Origin of the sequence: Acinetobacter sp. YH12045 (assembly GCF_013419925.1) — a bacterium.
Classification (GTDB): Bacteria; Pseudomonadota; Gammaproteobacteria; order Pseudomonadales; family Moraxellaceae; genus Acinetobacter; species Acinetobacter amyesii.
Genome location: NZ_VOZE01000003.1, coordinates 38,784 through 51,195 on the forward strand (window position 1 = coordinate 38,784; position 12,412 = coordinate 51,195).

Annotated in this window: 15 protein-coding genes, 4 tRNA genes and 1 riboswitch; of the genes, 15 read left to right on the plus strand and 4 right to left on the minus strand. The window is 41.1% G+C overall.

Annotation, left to right across the window (positions count from 1 at the left end; translation table 11 throughout):
• The first annotated feature begins 5 nt into the window (after positions 1–5).
• The 10 genes from lolB to panD all read left to right on the plus strand — a co-directional run bounded on the left by lolB (position 6) and on the right by panD (position 4,425).
• Positions 6–584, plus strand: coding sequence for a lipoprotein insertase outer membrane protein LolB (gene lolB, locus FTU02_RS05205; protein WP_180156169.1), 579 nt, complete (start codon positions 6–8; stop codon positions 582–584).
• Between the two features lie 28 nt (positions 585–612).
• Positions 613–1,452, plus strand: coding sequence for a 4-(cytidine 5'-diphospho)-2-C-methyl-D-erythritol kinase (gene ispE / locus FTU02_RS05210; protein WP_180089155.1), 840 nt, complete (start codon positions 613–615; stop codon positions 1,450–1,452).
• Positions 1,453–1,455: 3 nt separating this feature from the next.
• Positions 1,456–1,530 (plus strand) — tRNA-Gln (locus FTU02_RS05215).
• A gap of 38 nt (positions 1,531–1,568) precedes the next feature.
• Positions 1,569–1,643: transfer RNA gene (locus FTU02_RS05220), tRNA-Gln, on the plus strand.
• A gap of 28 nt (positions 1,644–1,671) precedes the next feature.
• Positions 1,672–1,746 (plus strand) — tRNA-Gln (locus FTU02_RS05225).
• A 91-nt stretch (positions 1,747–1,837) separates the two neighbouring features.
• A tRNA-Gln gene (locus tag FTU02_RS05230) sits at positions 1,838–1,912 on the plus strand.
• Positions 1,913–1,949: 37 nt separating this feature from the next.
• Positions 1,950–2,903, plus strand: coding sequence for a ribose-phosphate pyrophosphokinase (locus FTU02_RS05235; RefSeq protein WP_078191360.1), 954 nt, complete (start codon positions 1,950–1,952; stop codon positions 2,901–2,903).
• A 98-nt stretch (positions 2,904–3,001) separates the two neighbouring features.
• The gene (gene rplY, locus FTU02_RS05240) at positions 3,002–3,298 is read left to right on the plus strand and encodes a 50S ribosomal protein L25 (RefSeq protein WP_078192179.1); all 297 of its coding nucleotides are present in this window, start codon (positions 3,002–3,004) and stop codon (positions 3,296–3,298) included.
• Positions 3,299–3,318: 20 nt separating this feature from the next.
• Complete coding sequence (gene pth / locus FTU02_RS05245; RefSeq protein WP_168378106.1) at positions 3,319–3,894, plus strand: aminoacyl-tRNA hydrolase; 576 nt, start codon at positions 3,319–3,321, stop codon at positions 3,892–3,894.
• A gap of 150 nt (positions 3,895–4,044) precedes the next feature.
• A complete protein-coding gene (gene panD / locus FTU02_RS05250) occupies positions 4,045–4,425 on the plus strand; it encodes an aspartate 1-decarboxylase (RefSeq protein ID WP_078191363.1) in 381 nt (126 codons plus the stop codon).
• A gap of 122 nt (positions 4,426–4,547) precedes the next feature.
• Here panD and FTU02_RS05255 read toward each other — a convergent pair whose 3' ends face one another.
• Both FTU02_RS05255 and FTU02_RS05260 read right to left on the minus strand, forming a co-directional pair.
• A complete protein-coding gene (locus FTU02_RS05255) occupies positions 4,548–5,168 on the minus strand; it encodes a GDYXXLXY domain-containing protein (RefSeq protein ID WP_180156171.1) in 621 nt (206 codons plus the stop codon).
• Positions 5,168–7,009 (minus strand): DUF2157 domain-containing protein, encoded by a 1,842-nt coding sequence (locus FTU02_RS05260; protein ID WP_180156172.1) that lies wholly within the window; start codon positions 7,007–7,009, stop codon positions 5,168–5,170. Before FTU02_RS05260 ends, FTU02_RS05255 begins: the two co-directional genes overlap by 1 nt.
• Before the next feature lie 170 nt (positions 7,010–7,179).
• Positions 7,180–7,333, plus strand: a riboswitch (FMN riboswitch).
• Positions 7,334–7,436: 103 nt separating this feature from the next.
• On the opposite strand from FTU02_RS05260, the gene ribB reads away from it, so the two are divergent.
• Entirely contained in the window at positions 7,437–8,096 is a 660-nt protein-coding gene (gene ribB / locus FTU02_RS05265) for a 3,4-dihydroxy-2-butanone-4-phosphate synthase (RefSeq protein WP_180156175.1), read from the plus strand.
• A gap of 87 nt (positions 8,097–8,183) precedes the next feature.
• On the opposite strand, the gene FTU02_RS05270 is transcribed toward ribB, so the two are convergent.
• Together FTU02_RS05270 and FTU02_RS05275 are read right to left on the minus strand one after the other, a co-directional pair.
• On the minus strand, positions 8,184–8,795 hold the full coding sequence (locus FTU02_RS05270) for a LysE family translocator (RefSeq protein WP_180156178.1): 612 nt from the start codon (positions 8,793–8,795) through the stop codon (positions 8,184–8,186).
• Positions 8,796–8,857: 62 nt separating this feature from the next.
• Positions 8,858–9,346: a DUF1289 domain-containing protein gene (locus tag FTU02_RS05275; protein WP_168378110.1), complete on the minus strand. Its 489-nt coding sequence runs from the start codon at positions 9,344–9,346 to the stop codon at positions 8,858–8,860.
• Positions 9,347–9,534: 188 nt separating this feature from the next.
• Here FTU02_RS05275 and FTU02_RS05280 point away from each other — a divergent pair, with 188 nt between their 5' ends.
• The 4 genes from FTU02_RS05280 (at position 9,535) to FTU02_RS05295 (ending at position 12,364) form a co-directional block, all read left to right on the plus strand.
• Positions 9,535–10,467 (plus strand): rhodanese-related sulfurtransferase, encoded by a 933-nt coding sequence (locus FTU02_RS05280; RefSeq protein ID WP_111885306.1) that lies wholly within the window; start codon positions 9,535–9,537, stop codon positions 10,465–10,467.
• 194 nt (positions 10,468–10,661) lie between these two features.
• The gene (locus FTU02_RS05285) at positions 10,662–10,958 is read left to right on the plus strand and encodes a hypothetical protein (RefSeq protein WP_180023226.1); all 297 of its coding nucleotides are present in this window, start codon (positions 10,662–10,664) and stop codon (positions 10,956–10,958) included.
• A 362-nt stretch (positions 10,959–11,320) separates the two neighbouring features.
• Positions 11,321–11,932, plus strand: a complete 612-nt coding sequence (locus tag FTU02_RS05290; RefSeq protein ID WP_111885305.1) for a DedA family protein — start codon at positions 11,321–11,323, stop codon at positions 11,930–11,932.
• 21 nt (positions 11,933–11,953) lie between these two features.
• Positions 11,954–12,364 carry an ABZJ_00895 family protein gene (locus FTU02_RS05295; RefSeq protein ID WP_180156179.1) on the plus strand — a complete coding sequence of 137 codons (411 nt, stop codon included), beginning with the start codon at positions 11,954–11,956 and terminating at the stop codon, positions 12,362–12,364.
• The last annotated feature ends 48 nt before the right edge of the window (positions 12,365–12,412 follow it).

A 12,412-nucleotide genomic window follows, 5' to 3' on the forward strand; every position in this document is an offset into this window, starting at 1 on the left:
ACTTTATGCAAGTATCTTCAAAATTTGGGGTATCTGCCCTGACCTGCTGCGCTTTATTTTTCACCGGTTGTCAGCAATATGTTAAAACACCCGCTCAACCTAGCCCTGAAGAGGTCGCTGCAAATCAATTCAACTTACAAGGTAAGATTGGTGTGCGCACGCCAAAACAGTCAGGAAGTGCTTTTTTTACTTGGGTTCAAGACCGCAATGAATATGACATTGAACTGAGTGGCATATTAGGTGTTGGAAAAACTCAAATCAGCGGTAAACCCGGTCAAGTTCAACTCAATAGTGCAAAAACCGGTTTGATTGAAGCAGCAACACCAGAAGAATTACTCGAGCGTGCTACCGGTTGGCAAGCTCCCATTACCCACCTCATCGACTGGGTACAGGCGCGCCCTGCAACCACACAAGCAAAAATTCAACGCGATACTGCGCAGCGCCCACAACAGATTATTGAAGATGGTTGGACCGTAGACCTCAGTTATAACGAGACTGCGACGGTACCGAACAAGTTAATTTTAAAACAAGCACTTGAATCCGGTCAGGAAAATCGTATTACAATGGTGATTCAAAATCGTTAATTTGCCTAAAAGCTGAACTATGACTTCCATGATTCGTGTACCTTCTCCTGCAAAACTCAATTTGTTTTTGCACATTACTGGCCGACGTCCTAATGGATATCACGAATTACAAACGATTTTTCAGCTCATCGATTTATCGGATTGGATGGAATTTCACCCACTTGCAAATTCTGCTGATGAAAATTTTATTCAAATTGAGGGCTTAAACAGCGTTAATCTAGAGCAAAATTTAATTTATCGTGCTGCTCAAATACTCAAACCGTTTGCTAAAGCACTAACTGCACAAAAAATCTACATTGAAAAAAATATTCCCATGGGTGCAGGGCTCGGTGGTGGTTCATCCAATGCAGCCACCACCCTAATCGTGCTCAATCAACTATGGAAATGTGGTCTAAATACCGAACAACTTGCAGAACTCGGCTTACAACTTGGGGCAGATGTTCCCGTGTTTGTACATGGTCTAAATGCATGGGCAGAAGGTATCGGTGAACACTTAACATTCATAGATTTAGCTCAAAAACAGTACATTGTGTTAAAACCTGACTGTTTTATCAGCACTCAACTGCTTTTTTCACAAAAAACGTTGACAAGAGACTCAAAGCCCACTAAATTTTGCGGCTATCAGGAAACGCCATCTGATTTTGGAAATAACTTTGAGCCTGTGGCACGAAGCTTATATCCCGAAGTCGATGAAGCAATGCGGTACTTAGATCAGTTCGGTACAGCAAAGCTTACAGGTACAGGTGCTTGTGTATTTACTGAAGTGACTGAAAATATGAATATTGATGACATATTGAAAAATGCACCATGTAAATCTTACTTGGTTCGCAGTTTGCAAGAATCACCATTACGTCATTTTGAGGTTTGATATAGGGGCGTCGCCAAGTGGTAAGGCACCGGGTTTTGATCTCGGCATCCGTTGGTTCGAATCCAGCCGCCCCTGCCATCATTTTTCACCTGTAGATGTAATTGCTGTAAAGTATTAGGGGCGTCGCCAAGTGGTAAGGCACCGGGTTTTGATCTCGGCATCCGTTGGTTCGAATCCAGCCGCCCCTGCCATTTACTTTATTCGCTATTTCATCAATTTAGGGGCGTCGCCAAGTGGTAAGGCACCGGGTTTTGATCTCGGCATCCGTTGGTTCGAATCCAGCCGCCCCTGCCATTTACTTCAAAAAAGACAGAGCATAATTTGCAGTATCTTTGTTATTTCAACTTGACAAAATACCGTAAAAATATTAAAGTTCTGCCGCATTAGGGGCGTCGCCAAGTGGTAAGGCACCGGGTTTTGATCTCGGCATCCGTTGGTTCGAATCCAGCCGCCCCTGCCATCTAATTCTCCAATTTGCCAACCGCCAAGGGTGCTTCATGCCCAATCTTGTCGTTTTTAGTGGATCTGCACATCCACAATTCGCCCAAAAAGTCGTTAGCCACCTTCACATCCCTCTAGGTGCTGCATCTGTAGGTCAATTTTCTGACGGTGAAATCGCTGTCGAAATTACTGAAAATGTTCGTGGTAAAGACGTATTCATCGTACAACCAACTTGTGCTCCAACTAACGATAACCTTATGGAAATCTTAGTTATGGCTGATGCTTTGCGTCGAGCAAGTGCTGGTCGTATCACTGCTGTCATTCCTTATTTTGGTTATGCTCGTCAAGACCGTCGTCCACGTTCAAGCCGTGTGCCAATTACAGCAAAAGTTGTTGCAGATATGCTCACAACTGTTGGTATTGACCGCGTTGTCATGATCGACCTTCATGCTGACCAAATCCAAGGTTTCTTCGATATTCCTGTAGACAACATCTACGGTACTCCTGCGCTTTTAGCAGATCTTCGTCAACAGTCACACGACAACTTAATGGTTGTTTCTCCTGACGTTGGTGGTGTAGTACGTGCGCGTGCTGTTGCTAAGCAAATGGGTGATATCGATCTTGCGATCATCGACAAACGCCGTCAAAAAGCGAATGAATCTCAAGTAATGCACTTGATCGGTGACGTTAAAGGCCGTGACTGTGTCATCGTTGATGATATGGTGGATACAGCAGGTACATTGTGTAAAGCTGCTGACGCACTAAAAACTTTTGGTGCTCGCAAAGTTGTTGCTTACGCAACTCACCCAGTACTTTCTGGTAAAGCTTTAGAAAACTTGAAAAACTCTGTGATTGACGAATTGGTTGTAACAGACACCATTCCGCTTTCAGAAGAAGCTCAAGCTCTTGGTAAGATTCGCCAAGTTTCAGTTGCAAGTATGGTTGCTGAAACAATTCGTCGTATTAACAACGAAGAATCTATTAGCGCAATGTTCGATTCTTATCTATAATATAGCGCTAAATTTAAAAGCCCTGCCTTTTGGTGGGGCTTTCTATCACTAGACTGGTCGAAGGTCTAGTCAATTAAACTTAAATAGGAATGTCTATCATGGCAAACTTCGTATTAAATGCAGTAGCACGTGAAGAAGCAGTACAAGGGAAAGGTTCGAGCCGCCGCCTTCGTCTTCAAAATAAAGTACCAGCAATCATCTACGGTGGTGCAGCTGAACCTGTAGCAGTTACTTTAGAGCTTCGCGAACTTGTTAAAGCTTTAGAAAACAACGCTTTCTTTGAAGAAGTTGTTGAAATCAACATCGACGGTAAAGCTGAAAGCGTTAAAATCCAAGCTTTACAACGTCACCCAGCTAAAAACACTCCTATGCACGCTGACTTCAAACGCGCATAAGTGTCAAATGGTGTAAATGAGTGAGTAAACTTTCACTGATTGTTGGTTTGGGTAACCCAGGTTCTGAGTATGCCCAAACCCGCCATAATGCAGGCTTCTGGTTTGTAGAACGCCTTGCAGAACAATATGGCATCCAACTCAAAGCTGATCCTAAATATAAAGGCATCAGTGGTCGTGGTAATATCGAAGGTCAAGACGTTCGTCTGCTGTTACCTACAACCTTTATGAACCTCTCTGGTCAAAGTGTTGTTCCCTTCGCCAAATTCTATCAAATTGCTCCCGAAGCAATGCTTATCGCACACGATGAACTTGATATGAACCCTGGTGTCATTCGCCTGAAAACTGGCGGTGGTCATGGTGGTCATAATGGTTTACGCGATATCGTCCCGCATATTGGTCCAAATTTCCATCGTTTACGTATTGGTATTGGTCATCCTGGTTCTAAAGAACGTGTCTCTGGCCATGTCTTAGGTAAAGCACCAAGTAGCGAACAAGGCTTAATGGATGATGCTATTGCACATGCCTTATCCCGTACTAAATTGTTGGTAAGTGGTGAGATTCAGCAAGCCATGAACCAGATCAACGCTTACAAATAGAACTGACAATTCCACAAATTGTTGAACAATACTTATTGCCATCTGAATGATTTCAGAGCAAAATGCGCTTGCATTTGACTGCTCACCCAGCATTCAAGAGATTGTTCCACCATAAGATACGATCTTAGGTCTACCAAGGAGACGCTAGCCATGCTATCTCGTTTATTAAAAGCTAAAATCCACCGTTGCGTCGTTACACAAGCAGAATTACATTATGAAGGTTCTTGTGCAATTGACGGTATTCTTCTAGATTTAGCCGGTATCCGTGAGTATGAAGAAATTCATATGTGGAACGTGACTAATGGTAAGCGTTTTACCACTTATGCCATTCGTGGTGAAGAAGGTTCTGGCATTATCTCTGTAAATGGCGGTGCTGCTCACCAAGCAGATATTGGCGACTTGTTGATTATCGCAACTTTTGGTGATTTCACAGAAGCTGAAGCAAATGCACATAAGCCACGCTTAGTCTACGCGAACCCAAACAACACGGTGAACCACACAGCGAACTGTATTCCAGTTCAAGTCGCTTAATTCAAGCATTTAAAGATTCTAAAAAGCCCGCAAAATTTGCGGGCTTTTTTATGGCTGAACTATGCATTATTGACTGCAAAAATTCAGTATTAGACGCATATCACTACATATAACTCAACAGCTCAACTTATCTCCCCTGCTCTCGGGCCCTTCCACCATGCTTGGTTTTGTTTACAATCAAAGGGCTGTAAATGCTCTCCGACCAAACCCACCAACAAAGGCTGACCATTTTCTTGTACCTTTAGCTCTGCATATTGCGCATCGCGATAGCACGACTCCAAGCCTTCAGCAAATAAAAAGCTGCTCGCAGCGGGATATAAACCCTCAAATCTATTGTCAGGATTTTTGAGCACCAGTTTTGTGGATGAACCTGAATACTGCGTTAATAACTCTGGGTTGAAACTGGTTCGAATCACTCTACGCTGTGCATCAAGCTGCACATAACTCACAATACTTTTTTGATCGACAAAATAGTCACGGTGTACATTTTCTTCTGTATTTGCTTTGGCAGCCTGCCCATTGGCAGATTGCTCTTTTGATGGCTGACCACCAAAATAGAGCTGATAATTCAAGGCCATATAATCCCCTTGAATTAAAGAGCGCGGATCGACAGGTTGCAGCTTTACATAAATACTCTGACTGTTTGCCAGATGCCATTCATGACGTGCAATCATCAGCACAAATAAAAGAATACTGAGTACAGCCAAACCAATAGGAAGTATTTTTTTATTGAGTATGTTCATCACACATCTCCCCCTTGTTTAAGCTGTATCGTAGATAACATCTTGGTAATGCCAAGCAGCAAAAGACCAGAGATCAAAATCGTTAAACTTTTTAATAAAAAACTCAGACCTAAATTGTAATACAGCATCCATAAGCTAAAAATGATCAACACGATGCAAAGGGCTTTAACCAAAGATTGCTGATAAACCTGCGCCCATGCCAATAAAACCAATAACAAGAAAATTTCAAAATAACCCATCGCAATGAGTACAAGGCCCAATAGCAGTAACGGCCATTTTTCGCTCCCCGCCTGTTTTTTCTGATTTGCGATGTAAAGGCCAAGCCAAACCACAGGCAGTAGATAAACGATAAACAGGTCAAGAACGCCATGTTGGGTCTGTTCAAACTGTAGAACGTTATTTGACAAAGTTTGCAATACCACACCCGCTAATACGATGCATAACATCCATAACACAACACTTTTTCGATACATCGAGTGCAACCAAGCTGTTGCACTCCCGAGCAAGAAAATCAGTAGAATATAATTCAATCCAGTCACAGCTAAGATGACATGTTCATCGCTCATAAAAAGATCGGCATCAAATAGTGTGACCACTGCAAGGCCGTATCCTGCAATGAGTTGAATAAAAACAATAAACCAATGCATTCGACTAAATAAACAGAGCAATATAACGCCAATTTGCAGCACTAAAATAAACGAAATGCTATTGGTTAAGCTCTCTGTATGAATGAAGACCGCAGATTGGCCACATACCCATAAGCAGTAAGCAAATTGGCGACTAAAGATACTTTTAGCACTTCGAATCAACCACCAAGCCACAGCCACAAAAACTAAGCCCATGACGATCGAAAACGCTTTCCAATAGGTCAGCAATAAGCTCGATAAAATAATGCCTGCCAACCATGCCCCAATAGCTAAAGGAATAACCGCAAATTTAGTCTGTGGCAGAAATTTCATCAGTGCCCAACTGATCACCGCAAACCAAGCAAATATCAGCAAGGCAAAAACCAACAATCCTGCACTCGAGTCAGATAAAATATGTTCTGCCCATTGGAAAATCAAAATACTGAAACTCGCGGCGAGACCTGCAGCTTGTAAACTGGTTTCTAATGCACGATGTTGTCGATAAAAATAGATAATCAGATAAATTGGAAGCAACAATGCAAAAATTAAATATTGCCATTGATACTGCTCTACCCCATTTCCACAGTATAAAAACATGCAATACATCGACATTAGTGTAATGAATGCAATAAATACAAAGCGCAGCGCAGCATAATATTTCAAACAAAACGTCACACAAATTGCCGTCAATATATTCATGCAAAGTAAATACCACCATGAATGATCAACGATTAAATAGCTTTGTTTAAAATATAAAAATAATGCCAATTGACTGATCAAACACAGTAACGCAAAGACTCCGATATTCGATCGATATAACCAAGGTAAAAGCAGCAAAGCCCAGACTAAAAATAACAGATAACTGTCTGCACCTGTTTGATAGACCTGCCCAATCACAGCCAAACTCAATCCGAGCAACAAAGCACTTAAAGCATCTAAACTTTGCTGAATCCAAACACGACTTACAACATATACACTCGTCACAGCACTCAGCAGCAACAGCAACATTGGAATTGCCAATTGAATGAATTTTGGCAACATCAACCAGTTTGCCGCGATCAAATACACGAAACTGGCAGCTATCAGTGCAACACCAATCACTTGCAGATACCGAATGACCTGTACATCTTGGAACAGATCTGTTGAAAACTCTTGATCTAACTGTGAACGATGCAGCTTTATATTCTGCTGCTGAGAATGCTGAGGAGCGGTCATTTTTTATCATTATGCAATCATGGTTGATTTATCGGCACGATAGCATGCTTTGACACACTTTATATAAATGCTTACAAATCCAATCTTATAACTTTACTTATCTAAAATTTTGCAAAAGATTCCGAGTATTAACATCCTATTCAGCCTAGAACAGGTCTATAATCATTTCACATCGCTTCAGGGCGGGGTGTAATTCCCCACCGGTGGTAAATTTGCTGGGTTGAACGCCCTGCAAAAAGCCCACGAGCCAATCGTTTAAACTCGATTCGCAGATCAGGTGCAATACCTGAGCCGACGGTATAGTCCGGATGAAAGAAGACGACGTCACATCTCTATATCATTGATCATTTTCAATATATATCGTAACGCCACTATTTCACATGTCCTGAAATGTTCAACCGTATCTAAAATTTACGCGAGCGTTTCAATGTCTAGTTTAATTCAACCCGAAATTTTCTTTTCTGCCCTTCCACCTGCAGAACAGCGCATGCTGCAAGCCTTAGAAGACATTCGTCAAGGCAAGCCTGTTTTAGTCATGGACGATTTTGACCGTGAAAATGAAGCCGACCTGATTGTTGCTGCAGAAACACTCACTGTAGAAACCATGGCACGTATGATTCGTGACGGTTCAGGAATTGTCTGCCTGTGTTTAACCGATGCTCAAGCCAATCATTTAGAACTTCCACCCATGGTGTCTGATAACTCTAGCCATTTTAAAACTGCCTTTACTGTCACCATTGAAGCTGCGGAAGGTGTTACTACTGGCGTTTCAGCAAAAGACCGAACAACTACAGTCAAAGCCGCAATTAAAGATGGTGCTGTGGCTAGTGACTTAAACCGTCCGGGTCATGTTTTTCCTTTACGTGCGCGTGAAGGCGGCGTATTGACCCGTCGTGGACATACTGAAGGGACTATTGATTTGGCACGTCTGGCCGGTTTAAAACCTGCAGGTGTTTTGTGTGAATTAACCAACCCAGACGGCACAATGGCCAATGGCGTACAAGTTTTAGCGTATGCACAAACCCATAATTTGACTGTACTCACCATTGAAGAGATTGTGCAATATCGTTTACAGCACAATCTCTAGTGCGAATTAATTAAAGCTCTACACATTCATAAAAAGGCTGATTGAATCAGCCTTTTTTATTTTTTACTGCACATTTCAAGTTAAGAATTAAACCGTGAATATGCTATAGATCCCGTAGATAGCAACTACCACTAAAATCAGCCCACACAGTGCCAACAATTTTTTATACCAGCGTGATTTCGACAATCGATGAAAAGACAAATACACCAAAGACAAAGTTGCGAAATCTAAAACGATCCAACTCAGGGTCAACACAATTAAACTCAGATTAAGATGAGGAGTAATTCCTACAAACTGCGGAAAAAATGATGCGAAAAAAATAATATCCTTAGGATTTGAAATTCCCACGATCAATCCTTTCTTAAAGCCCCCTTGTGCTGCTTTTAACTGCAGAGATTGTGCAGTGGGCTGTATAGTTACTTCTTTTAAAATATCAAAACCAATATAAGCAATATATAAACAACCCAGTATTTTGATGCCATCGAGCCAATCCGCATTAACATTTAAAATGCCTTTTAAAATACACACTGACAGCACAATCAAAATCAGTGAAGCAAAATTCGTCCCGACAATGGTTTGAAATGCCTTTTTATAGCCGCCTTGTAAACCTGCACTTGCGACCAACAGCATCACAGGTCCAGGTGTTGCAATCATCACGATGACTGCAACACAATATAAAAAGTACTCCGAATAATTCACGCTGAGATTCCTTCACTTATTTTTTTACATCACGATAAATTTCATAAATAAAAAAAGAGGACTTAGTCCTCTTCATCCATGTTTTGCAATAAATGCAAGCGAATGGCATCTGCTCTTAAAAATGCCAAATCATAGCTGGCTGTGGCGAGTGCTAAAACACGACGCTCAAATTCATCCCACAACGGTCGCACCTGTTTGTAATGTATCCCGAGTCCACTTTCATCTGTGAAATGACGGTTTTTTTCGCAGAGCTTGAGTGCGTGATACAGTTTACGGCCTTTACTTGCATCTGGACGTAAGCGAACTCGCTTAGACAAGACAAAGCCTTCGACATGGATGATATCTGCTTGCGGCAACATCGGTATTAAAATTTGATCTAATTGTGCATCTAAACGACACCAAATGGCCGTGTGTTGCTCTGCTGTATAGGTATTCCATTTTATGACTTCATGGTTAAAGCGGCGGCAACCACGACAGACTGAATCACCAAATACCGTAGAACAACGCCCTGCACATGGGGTTAACGAGGCAATTCGACGATCAGTACTCAAAACCGGCTCCATTCAATCAATATTTATGGGATAAAAACAACTCGGCATGACTATACACGCTAAAACTACTGAAATGAAGTTATGATCAAATGTGTGGTTAAAAGCCATCGCTTTACTCGCTTATTCATCCAAATCACGGTAGAATGTGCGCCTTAATTTTTATCCTGTTTATTCATTTGGAGTACTCCATGAACGCTACTGTAGAACAGCTTGCACCTGTAGAACAGCAAGCGACCTCTGGTTGGGTTGTTGCCGCACTTTATCAATTCAAAGAAGTTCAAGATCCTGCCGATCTTCAACAACGTCTTTTAGACTTGGTAAAAACCATCAACCTTTGCGGTACTCTAATTGTGGCAGGTGAAGGTATTAACGGTACTGTTGCCGGTGACCGTAAATCTGTAGATATCATCCATCAATTCCTTCTCAATGAAGGCTTCAATGCGATGGAATACAAAGAATCGCATAGTACGGATAAACCATTCCGTAAAATGAAGATCAAACTGAAAAAAGAAATCGTGACTTTAGGTGTGGAAGTGAAACCACGTGATTTAGTCGGTCACTATCTTGATCCTAAAGAATGGAATGAACTAATTACACGTGATGACGTAATCCTAATTGATACACGTAACGACTATGAGTACAAAGCAGGTACATTTAAGGGTGCGATTGACCCGAAAACTGAGACTTTCCGTGAATTCCCTGAATACGTGAAAAAAGAGCTTGAGCAGCATAAAGATAAGAAAATTGCCATGTTCTGTACAGGCGGTATTCGCTGTGAAAAATCAACCTCACTTTTACTTCAAGAAGGCTTTAATGAGGTTTATCACCTTAAAGGCGGTATCTTAAAATATTTAGAAGAAACCCCTGTTGAAGAAAGCATGTGGGAAGGTGAATGTTTCGTATTTGACGGTCGTACTGCTGTCACTCACGGTATGGAAGAAGGCGAAAATATCAAATGTCACGCATGCGGTTGGCCACTGGCTCCTGCTGAAGTTGAACTTCCGAGCTACGAACACGGCGTATCATGCAAATACTGTATCGACAAAACTACTGAACAGCAAAAAGCAGGCTTCCGTATGCGTCAATCACAAATTGTGGCAGCAAAACGTAAGCGTCTCTAAGGAAAATTTGTTGTAACGATATATAAATAAAAGCCCTATTTTTAGGGCTTTTTTTACGCATTCTCAACAGTGACTTAATTTTTTTGACAAAATAACTATATCTGGTTATTTACGAGAATCAGTTCGCGCATTTATGCTTATTCTGATCAATTGATCCGAGAAAATCATTATAGATAATTGAAAAGGAAAGCATTATGCCAAAATTAATCAACTCTCCAATTGCAACCTCAAGGCGCCTTGCTTTACCCGCTCCCCGTGTAAAAGAAAGTGTAGGAGAATTAAAACACCTCCTTAACCAACAGTCGCATATTTTGATAGTCAGTGTTGCTACATGCATTGGTGCAATTTTTGCCTTATTTATTGCTTATACATTGCACTTACAACCCACTATGCTCAACATTCTTGGACTTTGTGTGATTCCATTTGCTTTATCTCTGAGCTTACGCCAAGTCTATATTCACACACTATTAAATATGGAACATGATGATTAATTTATGCACCTTGCAACGCTACTTATTGCAACTTTGTCCTACGCTGTTCAGTACATAAAACGATTTTTAAAGCTGCTAAAGCTCCGAAATCTAAATAAAATCCAAACTGAACAGCGTACACTCAATACTATAAAAACTATGATCCAAGCCTTTCAATTATTCAACCTTATATCATTCAGCATTGCTTAATGCCATCACGTATTCATACTTTTCCTTCTCATTGGGCCTACGTGCTACTTAAGACAAGATGAACTCAATATTTGTTGTTTTACTTAGGTGGTTTCAGGAATATTTAAAACGGAACTTTACCCACTGCGCTTTTCAACATAGGATAAATACACCTTTTCTCTGCCTTAGCTACCATGACTTTAACTGAATGGATCATTTCAATCATGGAACAATTGGGTTATCTCGGTATTGCCCTACTCATGTTCCTTGACAATGTCTTCCCCCCAATCCCCTCAGAAATCATCATGCCCTCGGCTGGCTATTCTGCCTCCCAAGGTCAACTACTCCTCATTGGTGTCATTATTTCAGGTTGTGTCGGTTCTTTACTGGCGGCTGCATTGCTATATTGGATTGGTTATAAATTTAAGCATGAATCCATCTTTCACTTCGTCGATCGCTATGGAAAGTATTTATTTATCAAATCGGCAGATGTAAAAAAATCTCTAGCATGGTTTGAGCAATACGGTCACCGCATTGTATTTTTCGGACGAATGATTCCAGCTGTGCGTTCTCTCATTAGTATTCCTGCTGGAATGAGCCGCATGCCATTTTGGAAGTTTATGTTTTATAGTGGTTTAGGTACGATTATTTGGACCACTTTTTTAGCTTGTATGGGTTTTTATTTAGGTGAAAATCAGCAGTTAATGCAGCAAATATTTAGTAAAGTTGGCCATGTGATTATTCTAATCACAGTCATCATTATTGCTTGGATTTTGTACCGTCGACATCAACGTCGACCTCGTTAATTTTTTGTTTTTGGGGCTTAAATGAAACACTATCTCCTACACTTTGCTGCTGTTTATAGCATCGCCTTGGTGCTTTTGATTACCGTATTAATTTTTGGATTAAATCTTGGTGGTATTACATTAATTCCTACATTGGTGGCATGTGCATTAATCAGCGTTGGGCATTTTGTAAAGAAAGAACAACGTGTGCCTAGCAACCATGAAAAGATCCAACTGGTTTGGGGCTCCAGTGCCGTTGCAATCATCATTGGTAGCTTTTTTGTGCTGTTCTTGGTGCTGATGAATCCCAATGCCGAAAGCATTATGAAGTCTGTGGATAATGCAGGCATTGGGCTAACTGCTGTAATTATGCTTTGTTTGGTCGCCATTCATGGCACGATATTTCATATTGCCTACGGTTGGTATGCAGACTACTGCGCTAAAAAATTATAAATTTTTTCAATGTATTGCGTTAAAATTTAAATCATCACCACTTCAATG